The 18,499-nt window shown below is 72.7% G+C and carries 15 protein-coding genes and 1 pseudogene; 12 read left to right on the top strand and 4 right to left on the bottom strand.

Going from position 1 to position 18,499, the window contains the following annotated elements:
- Window positions 1–296 (bottom strand): annotated as a pseudogene (locus tag ACFU8W_RS27970) (ABC transporter substrate-binding protein); the annotation flags it as partial.
- Window positions 297–820: 524 nt separating this feature from the next.
- Between ACFU8W_RS27970 and ACFU8W_RS27965 the strand changes: the two are divergent.
- The 4 genes from ACFU8W_RS27965 (at window position 821) to ACFU8W_RS27950 (ending at window position 4,600) form a co-directional block, all read left to right on the top strand.
- The gene (locus ACFU8W_RS27965; protein WP_384042598.1) at window positions 821–2,044 is read left to right on the top strand and encodes an NADP-dependent malic enzyme; all 1,224 of its coding nucleotides are present in this window, start codon (window positions 821–823) and stop codon (window positions 2,042–2,044) included.
- Between the two features lie 208 nt (window positions 2,045–2,252).
- On the top strand, window positions 2,253–3,218 hold the full coding sequence (locus ACFU8W_RS27960) for a zinc-binding dehydrogenase (RefSeq protein WP_384042595.1): 966 nt from the start codon (window positions 2,253–2,255) through the stop codon (window positions 3,216–3,218).
- Between the two features lie 591 nt (window positions 3,219–3,809).
- Window positions 3,810–4,019 carry a sigma factor-like helix-turn-helix DNA-binding protein gene (locus ACFU8W_RS27955; protein ID WP_014154112.1) on the top strand — a complete coding sequence of 70 codons (210 nt, stop codon included), beginning with the start codon at window positions 3,810–3,812 and terminating at the stop codon, window positions 4,017–4,019.
- Window positions 4,019–4,600, top strand: coding sequence for a Clp protease N-terminal domain-containing protein (locus tag ACFU8W_RS27950; RefSeq protein ID WP_384042592.1), 582 nt, complete (start codon window positions 4,019–4,021; stop codon window positions 4,598–4,600). Before ACFU8W_RS27955 ends, ACFU8W_RS27950 begins: the two co-directional genes overlap by 1 nt.
- A gap of 40 nt (window positions 4,601–4,640) precedes the next feature.
- Here ACFU8W_RS27950 and ACFU8W_RS27945 read toward each other — a convergent pair whose 3' ends face one another.
- Together ACFU8W_RS27945 and ACFU8W_RS27940 are read right to left on the bottom strand one after the other, a co-directional pair.
- On the bottom strand, window positions 4,641–5,636 hold the full coding sequence (locus ACFU8W_RS27945; protein WP_384042589.1) for a helix-turn-helix transcriptional regulator: 996 nt from the start codon (window positions 5,634–5,636) through the stop codon (window positions 4,641–4,643).
- A 1-nt stretch (window position 5,637) separates the two neighbouring features.
- Window positions 5,638–6,495 carry a DUF4097 family beta strand repeat-containing protein gene (locus ACFU8W_RS27940; protein ID WP_345510379.1) on the bottom strand — a complete coding sequence of 286 codons (858 nt, stop codon included), beginning with the start codon at window positions 6,493–6,495 and terminating at the stop codon, window positions 5,638–5,640.
- A gap of 152 nt (window positions 6,496–6,647) precedes the next feature.
- Between ACFU8W_RS27940 and ACFU8W_RS27935 the strand changes: the two genes are divergently transcribed.
- Window positions 6,648–7,469 carry a hypothetical protein gene (locus ACFU8W_RS27935; protein WP_384042586.1) on the top strand — a complete coding sequence of 274 codons (822 nt, stop codon included), beginning with the start codon at window positions 6,648–6,650 and terminating at the stop codon, window positions 7,467–7,469.
- A gap of 82 nt (window positions 7,470–7,551) precedes the next feature.
- On the opposite strand, the gene ACFU8W_RS27930 is transcribed toward ACFU8W_RS27935, so the two are convergent.
- A complete protein-coding gene (locus ACFU8W_RS27930) occupies window positions 7,552–7,731 on the bottom strand; it encodes a DUF6104 family protein (protein WP_023586593.1) in 180 nt (59 codons plus the stop codon).
- A gap of 272 nt (window positions 7,732–8,003) precedes the next feature.
- On the opposite strand from ACFU8W_RS27930, the gene ACFU8W_RS27925 reads away from it, so the two are divergent.
- The 7 genes from ACFU8W_RS27925 (at window position 8,004) to ACFU8W_RS27895 (ending at window position 18,418) form a co-directional block, all read left to right on the top strand.
- The gene (locus ACFU8W_RS27925; RefSeq protein WP_384042582.1) at window positions 8,004–8,597 is read left to right on the top strand and encodes a CU044_2847 family protein; all 594 of its coding nucleotides are present in this window, start codon (window positions 8,004–8,006) and stop codon (window positions 8,595–8,597) included.
- 56 nt (window positions 8,598–8,653) lie between these two features.
- Entirely contained in the window at window positions 8,654–10,678 is a 2,025-nt protein-coding gene (locus tag ACFU8W_RS27920) for a trypsin-like peptidase domain-containing protein (protein ID WP_384042579.1), read from the top strand.
- A 115-nt stretch (window positions 10,679–10,793) separates the two neighbouring features.
- Window positions 10,794–11,840 carry an AAA family ATPase gene (locus ACFU8W_RS27915; RefSeq protein WP_384042576.1) on the top strand — a complete coding sequence of 349 codons (1,047 nt, stop codon included), beginning with the start codon at window positions 10,794–10,796 and terminating at the stop codon, window positions 11,838–11,840.
- A 7-nt stretch (window positions 11,841–11,847) separates the two neighbouring features.
- Window positions 11,848–15,291, top strand: coding sequence for an SAV_2336 N-terminal domain-related protein (locus tag ACFU8W_RS27910; protein ID WP_384042573.1), 3,444 nt, complete (start codon window positions 11,848–11,850; stop codon window positions 15,289–15,291).
- A 130-nt stretch (window positions 15,292–15,421) separates the two neighbouring features.
- The gene (fxsA, locus tag ACFU8W_RS27905) at window positions 15,422–15,646 is read left to right on the top strand and encodes an FxSxx-COOH cyclophane-containing RiPP peptide (protein WP_345510370.1); all 225 of its coding nucleotides are present in this window, start codon (window positions 15,422–15,424) and stop codon (window positions 15,644–15,646) included.
- Window positions 15,647–15,815: 169 nt separating this feature from the next.
- Window positions 15,816–17,033 carry an FxsB family cyclophane-forming radical SAM/SPASM peptide maturase gene (locus tag ACFU8W_RS27900; protein WP_384042570.1) on the top strand — a complete coding sequence of 406 codons (1,218 nt, stop codon included), beginning with the start codon at window positions 15,816–15,818 and terminating at the stop codon, window positions 17,031–17,033.
- Window positions 17,030–18,418, top strand: coding sequence for an aKG-HExxH-type peptide beta-hydroxylase (locus ACFU8W_RS27895; RefSeq protein WP_384042567.1), 1,389 nt, complete (start codon window positions 17,030–17,032; stop codon window positions 18,416–18,418). Before ACFU8W_RS27900 ends, ACFU8W_RS27895 begins: the two co-directional genes overlap by 4 nt.
- Window positions 18,419–18,499: the final 81 nt, after the last annotated feature.

Raw genomic sequence — 18,499 nt, 5'->3', positions numbered from 1 at the left:
GCGGCACCGAGGTCGGGGTCGATGCCGACGACCTTTCCGGACTTGTCCTTGAACTCGACCGGCGGGTACGCGATGTCCGAGCCGACCTTGATGACACCACTGGCCTTGATGTCCTGCGGCAGGAGGTCGGCGGGGGAAGACGCCCCGGAAGAGCTCTTCGTCGACTCGGACGCCTTCGTTCCGCCCTTGGTCTGGTCGCCACAGGCGGTCAGCAGCATGGTGCCGGCGACCGCGATGGCGCAGACCGCTGCAATCCGGGACGTTGCGGTCGTACGACGGGTGGTGCGTGCGGTCATGATCAGGTTCCTCCGGCAGGTGAGGGTGGAGTTGCCAGGCGGTATGGCACACATCGTCGGATGTCGCCGCCTCGTGTGATTACGGCATCTTGCCATTCGGACTAGCCCATTCAGGGGGCCAGTCATGTCAAAATCGGGTAACGGGCGATCCCCGAACCTCAACAGGCCGGTACACAAGGCCGGACCTTCTATGGGGTTTTCTTCTTCCGGCCGGAGAATTTCCGGCACGTCTCGACTGGTGGACGGATATCTGGCCGATTAGTCGACTTGTCCAGGTTTTCGACTATGAGGCACGTCACCGCGTCGGTTTGGACTCGTCCGGGATGCGGTCTGTCCGGTAAGAAAGACCTTTACACCCCTCATCCGGGGCTCAGGGCGCGTGTGCGGCGCGCCCGCGCGTACGTACCTCCTCCCTGTCGGAGCGGGCCAACCGCCCAGTGCAGGGAACGTACGCGGTGCCCGCCCACCCCTCCTCAACCAGGAGTGGCCACCCTCAGACAATGAAGACTTAAGGGGTCAACACCATGGCAGCGGAGATCGTCAATCCTCGCAGCGACAGCACGACTGACAGCAGTACCGGCAGCGCGACCGATGAGCCGTTCGACGCGGCCTTCGCGCTCCACCGCGGCGGGAAGATGGCCGTGCAGGCCACCGTCCCGCTGCGTGACAAGGACGACTTGTCCCTCGCATACACGCCGGGCGTTGCCAAGGTGTGCAGCGCCATCGCGGAGAACCCCGAGCTGGTTCACGACTACACCTGGAAGTCGCAGGTCGTCGCCGTCGTGACGGACGGCACCGCGGTGCTCGGGCTGGGAGACATCGGTCCGGAGGCGTCTTTGCCGGTGATGGAGGGCAAGGCGATCCTCTTCAAGCAGTTCGGCGGGGTCGACGCGGTGCCGATCGCGCTCGCGACGACCGATGCGGACGAGATCGTGGAGACGGTCGTCCGGCTCGCGCCGTCCTTCGGAGGGGTGAATCTGGAGGACATCTCGGCGCCCCGCTGCTTCGAGATCGAGCGCAAGCTGCAGGAGCGGCTCGACATTCCGGTCTTCCACGACGACCAGCACGGTACGGCCGTGGTGACCCTGGCCGCGCTGCGCAACGCCGCGAAGCTGTCCGGGCGGACCCTCGGTGACCTGCGCGGCGTCATCTCCGGCGCGGGGGCGGCAGGCGTGGCCATCGCCAAGTTCCTGCTGGAGGCGGGGCTCGGTGACGTCGCCGTGGCCGACCGCAAGGGGATCGTCAGCCGGGACCGCGAGGACCTGACGGAGGTCAAGCGCGAGCTCGCGGAGATCACCAACAAGGCCGGCATCTCCGGTCCGCTGGAGACCGCGCTGGTCGGCGCGGACGTCTTCATCGGCGTCTCCGGCGGTACGGTGCCGGAGGCGGCGGTCGCGTCGATGGCGCCCGGTGCGTTCGTCTTCGCCATGGCCAACCCGGACCCGGAGGTCCACCCCGACATCGCGCACAAGTACGCGGCGGTCGTGGCGACGGGCCGGTCGGACTACCCGAACCAGATCAACAATGTGCTGGCCTTCCCCGGCATCTTCGCCGGCGCGCTGCAGGTGCGGGCTTCCCGCATCACCGAGGGCATGAAGATCGCCGCGGCGACTGCGCTGGCGGATGTGGTGGGGGCCGAACTGGCGGCGGACTACGTGATTCCCTCGCCGTTCGACGAGCGGGTTGCTCCCGCGGTGACGGCCGCGGTTGCCGCCGCGGCGCGCGCGGAGGGTGTGGCGCGGCGCTGAGGTGAGCCGGGGCGGGGTGGGGGTGCGGGACGCATGCGGCGGACCTCCGCCCCGCCCCGCCCCTTCCCGGTCCGGGGCTCGGCCCCGGACCCCACGCCTCGAACGCAGGCGAGGCTGAATCACGCCCCGAGCCCGGGTACCGCCACGCGGGCCACGTCACACCCTCCGCCGGTTCCGTCGCACCCGCCCCGCGCCTAGTGTCAGGGCCATGTTCGCCGCCTACGCAGCCCGCATCGACCGCGACCGGCCCCTCACCGGCCTCGAGCTGGGCGAGCGCCCCGCCCCCGAGGCGCGCCCCGGCTGGACCACCGTCAATGTCCGGGCAGCTTCCCTCAACCATCACGACCTCTGGTCGCTCCGTGGCGTCGGCCTCGCCGAGGACAAGCTGCCGATGATCCTCGGCTGCGACGCAGCCGGGATCGACGAGGACGGCAACGAGGTCGTCCTGCACTCCGTCATCGGCCAGACCGGGCACGGCGTCGGCCCGAACGAGCCCCGGTCCATCCTCACCGAGCGCTACCAGGGCACCTTCGCCGAGCAGGTCACCGTCCCCAGCTGGAATGTGCTGCCCAAGCCGAGGGAGCTCACCTTCGAGCAGGCCGCCTGTCTGCCGACCGCCTGGCTCACCGCGTACCGGATGCTCTTCACCAATGCCGGAGTACGGCCCGGTGACTCCGTCCTCGTCCAGGGCGCGGGCGGTGGTGTCGCGACCGCCGCGATCGTCCTCGGGAAGGCTGCCGGGCTGCGGATCTACGCCACCAGCCGCGACGAGGCCAAGCGCAAGAGGGCCGTCGAGCTCGGGGCGATCGAGGCGTACGAGCCCGGTGCAAGGCTGCCGCAGCGCGTCGATGCCGTCATCGAGACGGTCGGCGCGGCCACCTGGTCCCACTCGGTGAAGTCGCTGCGCCCCGGTGGCACCCTGGTCATCTCCGGCGCGACCAGCGGCGACCGGCCCTCGCACGCCGAGCTGACCCGGATCTTCTTCCTGGAGCTGAAGGTCGTCGGTTCGACGATGGGGTCCAAGGACGAGCTGGAGGACCTGCTGGCGTTCTGTGCGACGACCGGGGTGCGGCCCGTCATCGACGAGGTACTGCCGCTGGACCGCGCCCGCGAGGGGTTCGAGCGGCTCGCCTCGGGCGACCAGTTCGGAAAGATCGTACTCACCACATCCTGAGGTGCTGCTCTCCGACGGAGCGGTGATGACCCGTCGGGTCCGCCGCTGAGATCTGCCGCCATGGGCACGGTCGGAGCCTCATGGCGGCAGTTGTCACTCCGACCGGGTCGGCGGCGGGGCCTCGCCCCCGCCGCCGATACGCTCCCGGCCGGGGATCCGCAGCCGCACGGCATTCCGCGACCGGCCGACGAGCACGACCGGTCCCCCGCCCTGCGCGGCCGGAGGGTCGAGGACACGGCGAACCGTGGCGACCTGCACCGAACGGCCGTTGGTGGCGGCCCGGTCCCGGCGCGGACGCGCCTCGCCGCACCACCTCCGGACCGGCTCCAGGGATGCCGCTCGGCGACCGGCCGTAGACGCCCGCTTCGCTCACCTGTGTGCGCCCGGCACTTCTGCCCTCCCGCTCCTGCCGTCGGCGCGCCGGTGGCGCGTCCCGGTCGGCGGGCCGAAGGGCGCCGCGGTGCGCAGGCGCGGGATGAGGTGCGGGTGGAGGTCTGCGGGGGAGTGCGCGGGCTGTCACGGTGGCGGAGCCCGATGCGGATCATGTCAACCATGGTTGACATGAGCTTCATGTAAACGTAAGTTGACACCATGACCGAAGCAACGGATCTCGCCGCACGCGCCGGCGACCGCGACCCGCGCGTCGGGTTGCGCGCCGTCGCCGCCCTGCGGCGGCTGCTGGAGCAGCTCGAAGCCGTACAAGTCAGAAGCGCCCGCGTCCAGGGCTGGTCGTGGCAGGAGATCGCGGCCGAACTGGGCGTCAGCCGACAGGCCGTCCACAAGAAGTACGGGAGGCATTGATGTTCGAGCGATTCACCAACGGTGCCCGCGCCGTCGTGACCGGCGCCGTGGAGCAGGCCGGGAAGACCGGTTCCGACTCCGTCACCGAGGAGCACATGCTGCTCGCCCTGCTCGACCAGCAGGGCAACCGGGCCGCCTTCGCCGTCGCGGCCCTCGGACTGACCGACCGCCGCGCCTCGGTGGAGGCGGCGCTTGCCGAGGCCCGTCGGCGGGGAGGGCTGACCAAGGCCGACACGGACGCACTCGCCGACATCGGCATCGATGTGACGGAGATCATCACCCGGATCGAGGACGCCCACGGCGAGGGCGCCCTGGCCGCGGACCGGAAGGGCCGCCGCGGGCGGTCCGGGCGGCCTGCCTTTGCCCGGGGTGCGAAGAACATTCTGGAGAAGTCCCTGCGGGTGGCGGTGGCGCGCGGTGACCGGTTCATCGGCGAGGAACACATCCTGCTGGCGTTCACGGTCACACCCGGTGTGGTCGCCGATGTGCTGGCGGAGCACGGGGCGACGCACGAGGCGGTCACGCGGGCGCTGTACGGGGAGGGTGCCGGGGGAGCCGAGGGACAGGCGAAGGCGGGGTAGGAATGTGGTGGACGGGCCGGGGGCATGCCCCCGGCCCTGCTCACTCCTTGGCGTCGGCGTCCTTCCGCAGGAGCGCGCCGATGCGGGCGGCCGCCGTCGACAGATGGCGGCGGGCCTCCACCAGCTGGTCCTCCGTCACGCCCCGGTCGCGGGCCGCGTCGCGGATGTCGTCCCGGAACCGGTCGAGCAGGCGGTCCAGGTCGCGGGCCGGGTCGCCCGTCGTGCCCGTCTCCTTGCCCCAGTCGGGGTCGCCGGCCGACGGTTCGGGCCTGGTGTACGGAGGCCGGCCGGCCGTCCCGGTGTAGCCGGCCAGGCGGCCGGTGATCTCGGCCAGCCCCTCCCGTACGCCGGTGGGCCAGTCACCCCGGGCGAAGTGCTCCTGGACCTGCCGGGCCGCGTTCTGCATCTGCTCGCGCGCCTTCTCCTGGGCCTCCTTGGCCTGGCGGCGTGCCTGCTGGGCGTCCTCGCGGGCCCGGCGGGACTCGTCCTTCGCCCGGCGGGCCTGCTCCTTCCACTCCTGTTTGGCCTTGCGCAGCTCCTCCTTGGCGGTGCGCCAGGCCTCGCTGTCGCCGAAGTCCGTGAAGTCGCCGAAATCACCGAACGGGGAGCCCCGGTCGCCCTTCGCGCCGGTCCCGGTGGCGGAGGTGTGCCGGGTCTCGCCGGCTGCCGCGCGCATCTCGCTGCGCAGCTTCCCCGCCGCGCCCCGCACGTCGTCCCGCATCTCGGCGGCCAGTTCGGAGACCGACTCGCGGATCTCCAGCTCCAGATCGGCCAGTTCGCCACCGCGGTCCGCCAGTTCGGCGCGGCCCGCGTCGGTGATCGAGTAGACCTTGCGGCCGCCCTCGGTGGCGTGCGTGACCAGACCCTCGGCCTCCAGCTTGGCCAGGCGCGGATAGACGGTGCCCGCCGACGGTGCATACAGGCCCTGGAAGCGTTCCTCCAGGATCCGGATCACCTCGTAGCCGTGGCGGGGCGCCTCGTCCAGGAGTTTCAGCAGGTAGAGACGGAGCCGCCCATGGGCGAATACGGGGGGCATGTCAGAGCACCTTTCCGGTCGGCTCGGCGTCGTACGGATCGTCCTCGGCCGGTGGGCGGCGCAGCAGGGCTATCGATCCCGACACGGTCGTGGCTCTCAGCGTCCCGGTGCCTGCGCCGAGCGTCCCGGTGATCCGCTTCGCACCCCACTGGCCGCCGACCCGCAGGTCCTCGAAGCCGTTGGAGACGGCGCCGCTGGCCGTGTTCGCCTCGACCGTCGCGTCCGCCGGGTGCGGCAGCCTGATGGCGACCTCGCCGGAGACCGTGGTCAGCCGGATGTCCGTGGGCTTCCCGGTCGGGTCCAGGTCCAGCACCATGTTGCCGCTGACCGATTCGGCCCGTACCGCTGCCCCGGCGCCCTCGACGACCGTCAGATCGCCGGAGACCGACTTGAAGCGGAGCTCGCCGGTGACGGACTGGGCCTCCACATTGCCGGAGACCGTGTCCGCGCGGACCGTGCCGGCGAGGCCGACGAGCGTGGTGTCGCCGGTGATGCCGCGCACGTCCGTGCGTCCCCGGATGCCCGAGACCAACGCTCCGGCGCCGACCGTGCCGAGCTCGACCGTCGACCCGGCCGGCACGGCGAGCGAGACCACCGCGCTGCGGTGCCGCCCCTTGCGGTCGAACCACTTCAGGAAGCCGTGCCAGGGCAGATCCTCGTAGGCGACCGTGAGGATGCCGTTCTTCTGCGTCACGCTGAGGGGCGGGCCCTCGATCGCGGAGACCTCCAGCCGCGTGGTCGGCTCGTCGGTGCCGACGACGTTGACGGTGCCGTTGACGATGCGCACGCTGAGCGCGGTCACCGGGTCGTCGAAGGTGAGCTTCTGAGGCTCGGCGATGGCCCACGTCGACACAGGCATGGATCTGACCTCCCAGGAGCGCGCCCTGACGCAACATATCGCGTCTCTTGACAACACGATATATCGCGGATCGGGGAAGTCAAGGGAGAGTGAGGCGAGCTGGGGTGATCAAATGGCGCTAAATATGGGCAAATTGCTCTACGGTGTGGGGCATGAACGCGACATCACCCGTGGGTGCGCTGCTGCTCTGCCGGGCCGAACCCGACTCCGTACGACCGGTGGTCCATCTGCTGCGCGAGCGGATGCTGCTCGCGCCCGCCGGTGACGGGTGGAGCGTCCTCGTGCCGGAGGGAATGCCCTGGCAGGACGGGAGAGAAGGGGATCAGCCGGTCGACAGTGTGGTGGGCGGTTGGGCCACCGCACTCGCGGTCGGCTCCATCTGGCCGGTTCTCGCACTGTGGTGGGACGGCGACCGGGCCGGCTACACGCTCGCGTCCGGCTTCCGGCGGCCCGTCGGATACGTCTGGTTGGCGGACGGGACTCCTGCGGGTGAGGACGAGGCGATGCATACGTTCGCCGCGCGGCTCGGCCTCGACCCCGTCCTGGACATCCAGCGGCTCGAAACGCTGACCCGCCCGGATCCCGACGCGGACGCCCGCACCCGGCTGCGTGGCCTCCTCGCCGCGCTCACCCGCATCGGACTGATGCTCCCGGCCGGCCTGGATCCCGGCGAACCCGCCGATCGGCTGCACGCCTCGGCCGACAGCAGGCCGGGAACGGAGCGGATCGCCTGGGCGGGCTGGCGCGACGCCGTGAAGATGGAACTCGACGCGGTCGAGAACAGCAGACTCGGTCCGTGGCTGCGGGGCCCCAAGGCGCGTGCGCTCGCCACCGCCCAGCTCGCCGCGGGGGTACCGCTCGTCACCTGGGGGATCGGGCGTCGCAGAGGAGGGTGGGCGTTCGCGGGAGCGCTGCTGATCGTGCACGGGGCACTCGGTCTTGCGTACGACCGGATCCGGGCCGACGGGCGCTGATCCGGGACGGAGGCGCTGATCCGGGTCGACGGGGGCTGATCCGGGCGGACGGAAACCGGCGGACGCACCCCGGGGCGTCGCCCTATTCCTCGTCCTCGTCGTCCAGCCGGGCCAGCCAGGTGGCGAGGCGCTCGACGGGGACCTCGAAATCGGGGTTGAGGTCGACGAACGTACGCAGCTGCTCGGCGAGCCACTCGAAAGTGACCTCCTCCTCGCCGCGCCGCTTCTCCAGCTCCTCGATGCCACGGTCGGTGAAGTACATGGCCGCAAGTTTAGACCGACCGGCAATTGCCGGTCGGTCTGAGAGGAGCTCAATGCCTGGTGACAGCCCCCAGGGGGCCGGGAGCGAGGGCGCGGGGACCCTCGGCGGGAGCGACGGAATCCGGCAGGGAAACGTCCGAGAACCGGTGCACCCGGCCCCGGCGTCCTGACGGATGTGCATCGCATCGATCGCGTACTGCCGTTAACCTGCGGGGAGTTCGGGGAACGGGGGGTGTCATGAGTGACAGCGGGGCCCGTATTACACGCATTGAGATGCCGGACGGTACACCGGTCTGGGCACGCATCTCCGGGAGCGAGGAACTTGAGCGGCGGTCTGCCGGGAACGGACTGTCCTACACGGACACCGGCTTCTCGGACTTCGCCGACCAGGTGCAGGCCCGGGTGGAGAGCCTGCAGGGGGTGGTGACCAGCGTCGCGCGGTCGCTCGCCGAGCCGCTGCGGGCCGTGCGGCCGGACGAGGTCAGCGTCGAATTCGGCATCGAGCTCACCGCCAAGGCGGGCAAGGTGGTCGGACTCCTCGCGGACGGGGAGGCCAAGGGCGCCATCAAGGTCACGCTCACCTGGAGCGGTGGCGGCCCGGCCGTCGATCCGCCGATCACGCCGCAGGTGCCCGCGCAGGCCGCTGCGCCGCCCACGCCACCCATCCCGTCCGCCCCGCCCGCGCCCTCCGCGCCGCCTGCACCACCGGCGCCGCCGGGACCGGCCCCCACAGGGTCCGCACGGCCCGACCCCGCGTCCCCGCCGTCGCACGCCCCCGCATCCGCGGACGATGCGTCTGCCGGAGCATCCCCCGGCGCACCGGCGCACCCCGACGGTTCCACGACCGCCGACGGCGGCGGGTCATGACGCAGGAGACCGCCGGGGGCGCAGAAGGGGGTCCGGGGCCGGAGGAGGCTGCGCTCATGGACCTCGTGCGGGACGCCACCGTACGCATCCATCGCCGGGGGGACGGGTATGCCACTGACGGACCCGGCCCGGGCTTCCTGGGGAGTGGCTTTTTCATCGCCCCGAGCTGGGTCCTCACGTGCGCACATGTCGCCATGCAGGGGGAGGGGCGCGAGGTGAACGTGCTGTTCAGGGCCGACCCCTACGACACCGAGCTGACCGAGGTCCCCGGCGTGGTGCTCGCCGCGCTCCCCGAGACCCGGCCGGCCGGCGCTCAGGGCTGGCCCGCGCCCGACCTCGCGCTCATCCAGTTGCGGCGGCCCGTCGAACACCCCTGTGTGTACGTCACCGAGCGCTCGGAGGCCATGCTCCGCGGCCGCAAGGTCCGCGTCGTGGGCTGGGCGCCCTCCCCGGGCGGCGGGCTGACGACGCTCAGCGGCGACTGCGAGGTGAAGGGCACCTTCGGCGGCTGGGCCGATGCCGATCAGCAGATCCGGCTCGCCGAGGACTGGCTGGCGCCAGGGATGTCCGGCGGGCCCGTCGTGGACGTCACCCGCGGCGAGGTCGTCGGCGTGATCAAATCGCGGCTCGACGGCCATCAGGGCGGCACCGCCATCGGAATCGAGCGGCTCCGCTCCCTCACCGTGCCCGCCGGACCCGTGGAAACCGAGACGGACGACACGTACCAGGCCGTCTTCCACGCCCACGACCGCTACCACGCCGACCGGCACAACAGCCCCGCGTCCACCGAGCGGACCTGGGCCGATGTGCAGAGCGAGCTGCCCGGCCCGGCCGGCCGGGTGCTCAGCCCCAAGCGGCGGATCGACCTCCTGGGCAGGCTCGCCGAGTTCCCGCCGCCGGTCAGCACCCGCAATCTGCTGCGGCTCCTCGACGGCCTGCCGAACGTCCATGCGCGCGATCTCCGCCCGGCGCCGCGCGGCTGGCGCGACGGACTCGGCGCGCTGTACGACGCCCGCGTCCGCGACCGCGACGCCGCACTCGAACTGATCCTGCGCTACTGCATGGGCGTCCTCGCCGCCGACCGCCCCTACGACGTGCCGTCCACCCGGGCCGCCACGAAGTCCCTGTGGGAATGGGTGAAACGGATCGCCGACGAGGACCTGTCCCGCGACTTCCGGCAGGAACTCGTGCTGCACTGGCGCGCCGTCCGGCAGAGTCGGGACCAGGAACACCAGCGGGCCCCCGAGCCGAGGGGCGAACCGGTCCGGTACGGCGAACGCGCCTTCGTCCTGCTGGAACTGGAACCGCGGGGCTGGGAACGGGACCGTTACGACTGGCGGATCGGCGTCGCCCGCCGCACCGGGGAGGTCCTGCCCGTCGCCGAGGACAGCCAGGGTACGGGGCCCGGGGCTCTCCCGGACCGGCTGGCCGCCCCGCTCGCCGAGGCGTTCCGACGGTGCGACGAACCCGACAGCCCCGCCATGCTCCAGGTCGCGGTCCCACCGGCGCTGCTCGGCCTGGACGTCGACAACTGGAAGGTGACCCCCGACGGGCTGCCGCTCGGAGCCGTACGCCCGGTCGTCGTCCGCCGCTCGGCGTCGGAGCAGCCGCCGGACGACGACGTGGAAAGACTGCGCAGGGCCCGCTGGAACGGCACCCGGAACTCCTCGGTGCAGGCCGAAGTCGTCGACTGCGAGGACGGAATGGGGGTAGGCGTACCAGGGGTGGCGCGGCTGCACACCCTGGCGTACGAGACCGTGCCGGTCCTCTGCCGGTACGGTGGCCGGCCGGACCCCGAGACGACGGCCGGACTGGTGCGGATCCTCGACGGCGGCTTCGGGGTGGCCCTGTGGCGGCGGACCGGGGAACCGGACGGGGTCTGCTCCGAATTCCATCGGCGCGCCCTCAACACCGTCGCGGAGACCCGCACCGCCGACCGGCTGCCGCAGCGGATCCACGAGCTCCGAAGGGACGTGAAGGCGGAACGTGCCGATGCGTTCTGGTCCTACGGTGTCGTTCTGTTCTATGACGATCCGCACCATATGCTCCCCGGTTCCGGTCAGCTCCTGGAGGCGCCGTGAACAGCGCCGTTCGGCCTCTTACGGGGGAGTTCACGGATCGATACCGTGAGGCACGTTCGACGGCTGCTGCCCCTCACACCGGACCTGGCGGACGAGTGACGACGAGGAACACGCTATGAGTGAACCCAGTGAGTGGCTCATCTACCGAGGGGCCGGCGAACCGCACGACGGCATCGAACAGCTGCCGTCCCCGCCGCCCTGGCGGGACTTCGCTGCCCGCGAGGCCCCGGACCCCGGCGACGGCGGTACCGCGGGCGACCGGGCGGACGGGTCCGCCACCCGGCGTCTCGGTGGCCACCGGCACATCGCCGAACTCCATCGGCCCGGCGCCGAAGAACTCGAGATGATCAACGCGGCGCTGTACCTGCGGCGCCCACTGCTGGTCACCGGCAGCCCCGGCGCCGGAAAGAGCACCCTGGCCCACTCCGTCGCCCATGAACTCAGGCTCGGCCGGGTCCTGCGCTGGCCCATCGTCAGCCGGTCCACGCTCCTCGACGGCCTCTACCACTACGACGCGATCGCCAGGCTGCAGGACGTCCAGATCGCCGCGCACGGCGCAGCGGCCGGGGCGGCCGGCTCCGGCGCGGCGGAGAACGTCGGCAGCTACATCCGGCTCGGCCCGCTCGGCACCGCGCTGCTGCCCTCCGACCGGCCCCGCGTGCTGCTCATCGACGAGCTCGACAAGAGCGACATCGACCTGCCGAACGACCTCCTCAATGTGCTGGAGGAGGGCGAGTTCGGCATTCCGGAACTCGAGCGGATCGCCGACCGGCTGCCCGACGGGGAGGCCGAGGTGCTGACCGACGACGGCACCAAGGTGACGGTCAAGGGCGGCCGTGTGCAGTGCGGGGCGTTCCCGTTCGTCGTGCTCACGAGCAACGGCGAGCGCGACTTCCCGGCCCCGCTGATGCGGCGCTGCATCCACCTGGAGCTGGGACGCCCCGACCACCAGCGGCTCGCCACCTTCGTCCGCGCCCACCTCGGCGACGAGGCGGCGCGCTCCGGAGACGATCTCATCGCCCATTTCCTGGAGCGGTCGCGGAGCGAACTCCTGGCCACCGACCAGCTGTTGAATGCCATCTATCTCACCGACGCGGCCGCCCTCGCCGGCCGGGACCGGCTCGCCGACCTGCTCATCCAGCGACTCGACCGGCCGAGGTGATGAGCTGATGTCCGACGCCACGGCACGCCACGGCCCGGACGGAGCAGGAACAGGGCGTCCTGCGGAACCCGAGCCGTACGACGGAGGACTGCTGCCCGCACTCGTCGCCCGGCTGCGCGAGGCCGGGCTCGACCCCGACGCGGAGCAGCTCTGCGACGCCCTCTGGCTCGCCCGATGGACCCGTCGCGCCGACACGCCGGAAGGGGCTGAGGAGCAGGGCGGCCCCGCCGTACCGTTCTCACGCGCCGAGCCGTCCGACGCGGGACCGGCCGCGCCGTCCGCCCGCACCACGGCCGGGGGCGCCCGCGGCACGGACGCCGCACCGGACGACGACGAGCCCGCGGAGCAGGGGGATCCCGCGGCAGCCGACCGCCGGATAGCTCTGTATCCGGTACCGCCGGGGGACTTCGCCCCGCACCGCGACGGGCAGCGCGAAGAGGGCGGGCCGCACGGCCATGGGCACGGCAGCGCCGCCACCCTCACCCTCGGCGTGCCCGCCGCTCCCGCCCTGCCCGCACCTCTGGAAATCCAGCGAGCCTTACGTCCCCTGCAGCGCTATCGCCCCGCCGCGCCACCCCTGCGCCGCACCCTGGACGAGACAGCCACCGCCGAACTGAGCGCCCGCGCAGGGGGTTTGATCATCCCGGTGTTCCGCGGGGTGTCCCGCGCCGACGCGCTGCTGCAGTTCGTCATGGACGCCTCCTCGTCGATGCGTGTCTGGGACCGGATGTTCGGCGAACTCCAGCAGATCTTCGGTCAGCTGGGTGCCTTCCGGGATGTCCAGGTGCGCTATCTGCACCGTGGCCCCGACGGTTCCTGCGCGGTCAGCCGCAGCCCCGATCCGGCCGCCGCCCCGCTGAACTCCGCGGACCGGCTCAGTGATCCGACCGGTCGCCGCGTCACCGTCCTGGTCAGCGACTGCGCCGGACCGCTCTGGCACAGCGGGCGCGCCCACCGGCTGCTCCACCAGCTGGCCCGGCAGGCCCCCACCGCCGTACTGCAGCCGCTGCCGCAGCGCATGTGGAACCGCACCCGGCTGCCGGTGACCTACGGTGAGCTCTCCCGTGGCGAAGGGCTCTCCGGTGCCGCGGTCCTGAAGGTCACCGAGGAGGTGGGCGGGGCACCCACCGCGCGTCCCGGAGCCCTCGCCGTCCCCGTACTCCCGCCCGTGGCGGGCGCGCTCGCGGCCTGGGCGCGACTGCTCTCCGGCACCGGCGCCGGCCGGATCTCCGGGGCGGTCGGCTGGGTCAGGGCCGACCAGCCCGCCGCGCCGGCACCACGCCCCGGCGACCGGCTGTCCTCGCTCCAGCTGGTCAGCCGCTTCCGTTCGGCGGCCTCCCCGGTCGCCGGGCAGCTCGCGGTCTATCTCGCCGCGGCGCCGCTCTATCTGCCCGTGATGCAGCTGGTGCAGCGGACGATGCTGCCCGACTCCGGCCCCTCCGAACTCGCCGAGGTGCTGCTCAGCGGACTGATCTCGCGGAGCAAGGGCGACGGAGCGGGCGACGGGCAGTGGTACGAGTTCGCGCCCGGAGTCCAGGAGGCGCTGCTCGGACCGCTCGGACGGGACGAGGCACTGCTCGTGCTCAAGCACTGCTCGGAGTACATAGAGCAGCGGTTCGGCAAGGGCGGGCCGAACTTCCCGGCGCTGGCGTTCGCCCAGCTCGGGGACGGCCGGCGCGCCTCCTCGTACGCCACCGACCTCGGCCGCCGCACGCAGAGCGGCGGCATCGGGGAGAACGACGAGGGCGACGAGAACGGGGAGAGCGACGGAAGCGGCGGGTCGCGCGTTCCCCATCCCTTCGCCGAGGTCGCGGCGCGCGTACTGGAGCGCTTCATGCCCCTGCCCGAGCAGTTCGCGCTCTACGGCGACCGGGGCGGCCGCGACGCCCCCGGCCGGACGACACACGCGGCGGTGGAGAGCGCCCGCGCACTCCTGCGCCAGTTCGACTCGGACAGCATGGTGCAGTACCTGATCGACGCCGTGCAGCTGCTCCGGGGCGCGACCGAGCGCGAGCGGTACCCGGGCGCCGACCCCGAGCTGTGGGCCGAGTACGCCCGCTGCGTGCTGCGCCTGTGGGAGGTCCAGGGCGGCGACGGCCTTCTGCGCGAGGCCGAGAACGCGGCGGAACGGGCCGCCGCGCATCCCGGGGCGGTACGCGAACGGGCGGTGCTGGCCAAGGTGCTGCACGCCGCGGCCGACGACCGGCGCAGGCGCGGCGACCGGCGTGGCGCACTGGCCCTGCTCCGACGCGCCGACCGTGAGTACACGGTCGCCTGCGCGGCCCCCGGCCTCGACCCGGGCGAGGCGCTGCGGCTCACCCTGGAGCGGGTACGCGCCCTGGAGGCGCAGTGGCGCCTCGGCGGCGACAGCGCCCTGCTGCAGGCCGCGGCAGGGATGCTGGAGGCGTTCGCCGACGTCTGGCCCGACCAGGAGAACCGTCCGGCCGCGCTGCCACTGGCGCATGGCCGGGCCCTGCTCAAACTGGCCGGGGCGACGGTCGACACCGAACAGGCACGGGTGTACGCGGGGCAGGCGGCCCGCTCGCTGCGCACCGCGTTCGGGGCGAGCGGCGGGCGGCACACCCTGGGCACCGAGGTACGGATCCTGCTGGACCTGGTGGACGCCCTGCTGGCTTCGGGCGGCGAACCCGACGAGGCGGCGACCCTGATCGACCAGGCACTGGTGACCGTGAGGGAACAGCGTCAGCGCGCCGCGCTCCAGACCAGGGCGGGCCGGGTCAGGGTCGCCCGCTACGAGCAGCTGGACGCACCGGACGAACTCGTGGCGGCCGCCGAATGGTTCGCCCGCGCCTCCCGCGGCGTCCCGCGCGACTCCCAGGCCCATGCGGATCTGCTCGCCGAATGGGGCGGGACCCTGTTGCGGCGTGCCGAACTGCCGGACGGGCGCGAGTACATCGGCGCGGCGGTGCGGGTACTGCGCGACTGCCGTACGGAGACGCCGTCCGGCAGCGCGCGCCAGGCCGAGCGGCTGCTGATGCTCGGCCGGGCCCTGATGCTGCGGCACCGGCCCACCGAGGACCGGGTCGATCTGCGGGAGGCCGAGCACCTCTTCGGTCTCGCCGCACAGGAGGCCCGCGATCCGCTGACCGCGGCGCGCTGCTGGCTGGCGCTGGGCCGGTCCCATCTCGATGCCTCGCGGGTGCTGCAGCGGCCGGCCAGGCTCGACGACGCGGCCGAGGCGTTCCGGGACGCGGCCGAATCCGCCCGCACAGCGGAGGCGGAACTTGAGAGTCCACAACAGTGGCAAGAGGCGGTGGAGTTGGGTGCTATAGCCAACCACTGGCGGGGTATGACGTATGAGAAGGCGGGGCGTCCCCGGGCCGCGCGCGAGGCGTACCGGGCGGCCGGCCTCGAATGGCGCAAACTGCCGAACGGCGGCGGCTCGGCGGGCGAGTCGACCGCCGAGCGGCTGGCCGAGCTGGAGCGGTGAGCGCACGACGGAGTGCGCCGGGGTGCAGTGGTACGAGGGTCAGGGACACGGGCCGGGCGGTGCGCGCTCGATGGCGAGCGCACGACCGCGGGGCCCGCTGCACAGTCAACGGGGAGGCATGATGAGCGAGTTGAGCGAGCCGGGTGAATCGGCACGCAGGACCGAGGCCGGCGCACCGGAGGCACCCGGCGCAGGGTCCGGTCACGAGCCCGGCGCGCTGCCGGACCTGCTCGGGCTCGACCTGGAGGCGCTGCGGACGCTGGACCACCCGGTCCTCTCCGCGGTGGTCGCGGATCTCCGGGACAGGGCCGAGCAGCCGCGGGAGATGCTGTGGGGTTTCACCAACGCCTTCTGAGGCGCGGCGGACCGCACGGACGCGGTCCGCGGTCCGGGTGAACAGGGCTGCACGGCCCGGGACAGGTCTGCCCGGGGGGCAGGCCGCACAGGCGCGCCCCGGACCGGTCACAGGGGCGTTCCCGACAGCGGGGGACGCCCCGGCGGACGGACAGCACGGGGGTGGCGGAGTGTCCCGACAGACGACGCCAGGCGCGCCCACGCGCCCGGACACCGTCGCCCGGCCGCCCGTCCCCTTCGCCCAGTTCATCGTGAAGGCCCACGGCCGCTGCAATCTCGCCTGCCGCTACTGCTACCTGTACGAGGGCCCCGACCGGACGTGGCGCGCCCGTCCGGCCGCCGCCGCACCGGCCGTCCTGGACCGCACCGCGGACCGGATCGCCGAACACGCGGCGACGCATGCCCTGCGCAGCGTGGCCCTGGTCCTCCACGGCGGTGAACCCCTGCTCGCGGGCGCAGGGAGGCTGGGGACCTTCGCCGACCGGGTGCGCGAGCGGATACCCGACGGCTGCACCCTCCACGCCACCGTGCAGACCAACGCCACCCTGCTCACCGACGCCCGCATCGCCACCCTCTCCCGGCACGGCATCCGCATCGGGATCAGCCTCGACGGCGGTCTGGCCCGGCACAACACCCTCCGCACCGACCACGCAGGACGCCCCTCCTGGCCCGCCGCCTCCCGCGGCGCCCGGCTCCTCGCCGACCGGCACCCCGGCGCGTACGCGGGCATCCTCACCGTCGTCGACCCGCGAACCGACCCCGTCGAGATGTACGAGTCGCTGCTCGCCCTGCGCCCACCGGCCGTGGACCTCCTGCTGCCGCACGGCAACTGGACGGCCCCGCCGCCGGGCATACCCGACCCCGGAACACCGGGGGCCGGACCGGGACCGGCGCGCCCGACCCCGTACGGCGACTGGCTGTGCACCGTCTTCGACCGCTGGTGGCCGGCCGGCCGGCGGGAGACCCGGGTCCGGCTCTTCGAGGAGTGCGTCGCTCTGCTGCTCGGCCTGCCCGCCGCCACCGAGTCGCTCGGCCTCGACCCGGTCAACGCCGTCGTCGTCGAGACCGACGGCGCGATCGAACAGGTCGACTCCCTCAAGTCCGCCTACGACACGGCCGCCGCCACCGGGCTCGACGTCTTCCGGCACAGCTTCGACGACGCCCTGCGCCACCCCGGCGTCGCCGCCCGCCAGGCAGGTGCCGGCGCACTCGCCGCCGCCTGCCGGGCCTGCCCGCTGCTGACCGTCTGCGGCGGCGGCCACTACGCCCACCGCTACCGCGCAGAGAACGGTTTCACCAATCCCTCCGTGTACTGCGCCGACCTCGACCGGCTCGTCCGCCATGTGGCGGACCGGCTGGCCGCCGCAACCGCAGGAGACCACCGATGAGCCCCCCACTCCCGGACCGCGCACTCCGCGCCTTCGGCCGTACCGAAGGCGACGCCGACGACCTCGCCCTGCTCGTACGCGATCAGGACACCCGTCGTCTCGTCCTGCTGCGCGCCCTCCTCGACGCCGCAGGGGCAGCCCCCGCGACCGTCTGCCCACCGGACCGGCTCGACCGGCTGCGCCGGGACTGGGCGCTGCTCGAAGCCGCCGACCGCGCCGACCGGACCGCTGTCCGCGCGGTGCTGTTCCACCCCCTGGCGGGCCCATGGGCGCAGAGCTGCCTGCGGGGCCTGACCGCCACTGCCCCCACCCCTCAACTCCAGGCGGATCTGGACCACGCGGGTGCGCTCGCCGCAGCGGCGGCGATCCGCGCACGGCTGGCGTTCACGACCCGGCTCACCGCGCGCGGCGGACTGTTGTCGCTGCCGACCCTGGGGGCCCTGAGGATGCCCGACGGCCGGCTCGACATCAGGTCCACCGGAAGCGAACTGACGCTCCGCCACCATCAGGAGAAGCCCCTCGTCGTGCACGCGCACGAGGACGGCACCACGAGCTCCTCCGACCCGCGCTGGCTGCCCGCGCTGTCCCTGCCCGCCGTACTGCCCGGCGCCGGTCCCGTCCCGCTGGACGATCTCGACCCGTACCGCACCGCCGGCAGCGGCCTGGAGCGGCACGGACTGAGCGGCGCCGTCAACATCGACGACAGCGAACGCAAGGCGTGGGCGGAGTCCTGGTCCGGGGTCGAACCGCTGCTCCGCATCGGCGGCGAACACCGCGTGACCGAGGCGGCCGTGCTGCTGCGCTGCCTGGTACCACTCGGCCCGCCGCCCGGATCGGGCCCCACCGGCCAGGGCGCGGCGCACTGCAGCGGTACCAGGCGCGAGGCGTTCGGCGCGGTCCTCAGCAGCAAACCGGCCACCCCCGCCTACTTCGCCTCGACCCTCGTGCACGAACTCCAGCACACCAAGCTGTCCGCGGTCGCTGCCCTCGTGCGGTTGCACCACGAGGACGCCGCCCCCCGGCACTTCGCACCCTGGCGCTCCGACCCCCGGCCGTTCGACGGGCTGCTCCAGGGCGCGTACTCGCACATCGCGCTCGCCGACTACTGGCAGCGGTTCGCACTCGGCGCGGAGCGCGTCACCCACCGCGACCTCGCCTGGGCCGAACACGCCCGCTGCCGCGAACAAGTAGGAGCCGTACTGCCCGTACTGGCCGGTTCGGGCGCGCTGACCGCCGAGGGAAGGGTGCTCGTCAACGAAATGATCACCCGCTACGACCGTCTGGCCGATTGTCCGCCCCCCACGGGTCATCTGGCCCGTGCGCAGGCGTATGTGAGCACCGCGCGCGTGATATGGCAGCAGAGGAACGGCTCGCGACGGGCGTGAGCGCGCCCGTGATCGACGCCGTCGACCACCTGATCGTCAAAGGGTCCCCGGTGTATGTTGATAAGGCTCAAATCGAGGCAG

This window comes from Streptomyces sp. NPDC057565 (assembly GCF_042801455.1).
Lineage (GTDB): Bacteria > Actinomycetota > Actinomycetes > Streptomycetales > Streptomycetaceae > Streptomyces > Streptomyces yanii.
This window is presented reverse-complemented; position numbering and strand designations above follow the sequence as displayed.

Coding starts and splice junctions, on each gene's coding strand:
- ACFU8W_RS27940 (WP_345510379.1), bottom strand. CDS start 6,495: ATGCCTGTGTCGACGTGGGCCATCGCCGAGCCTCAGAAGCTCACCTTC.
- ACFU8W_RS27915 (WP_384042576.1), top strand. CDS start 10,794: ATGAGTGAACCCAGTGAGTGGCTCATCTACCGAGGGGCCGGCGAACCG.
- ACFU8W_RS27895 (WP_384042567.1), top strand. CDS start 17,030: ATGAGCCCCCCACTCCCGGACCGCGCACTCCGCGCCTTCGGCCGTACC.
- ACFU8W_RS27965 (WP_384042598.1), top strand. CDS start 821: ATGGCAGCGGAGATCGTCAATCCTCGCAGCGACAGCACGACTGACAGC.
- ACFU8W_RS27925 (WP_384042582.1), top strand. CDS start 8,004: ATGCCGGACGGTACACCGGTCTGGGCACGCATCTCCGGGAGCGAGGAA.
- ACFU8W_RS27950 (WP_384042592.1), top strand. CDS start 4,019: ATGTTCGAGCGATTCACCAACGGTGCCCGCGCCGTCGTGACCGGCGCC.
- ACFU8W_RS27960 (WP_384042595.1), top strand. CDS start 2,253: ATGTTCGCCGCCTACGCAGCCCGCATCGACCGCGACCGGCCCCTCACC.
- ACFU8W_RS27920 (WP_384042579.1), top strand. CDS start 8,654: ATGGACCTCGTGCGGGACGCCACCGTACGCATCCATCGCCGGGGGGAC.
- ACFU8W_RS27935 (WP_384042586.1), top strand. CDS start 6,648: ATGAACGCGACATCACCCGTGGGTGCGCTGCTGCTCTGCCGGGCCGAA.
- ACFU8W_RS27945 (WP_384042589.1), bottom strand. CDS start 5,636: ATGCCCCCCGTATTCGCCCATGGGCGGCTCCGTCTCTACCTGCTGAAA.
- ACFU8W_RS27910 (WP_384042573.1), top strand. CDS start 11,848: ATGTCCGACGCCACGGCACGCCACGGCCCGGACGGAGCAGGAACAGGG.
- ACFU8W_RS27930 (WP_023586593.1), bottom strand. CDS start 7,731: ATGTACTTCACCGACCGTGGCATCGAGGAGCTGGAGAAGCGGCGCGGC.
- ACFU8W_RS27955 (WP_014154112.1), top strand. CDS start 3,810: ATGACCGAAGCAACGGATCTCGCCGCACGCGCCGGCGACCGCGACCCG.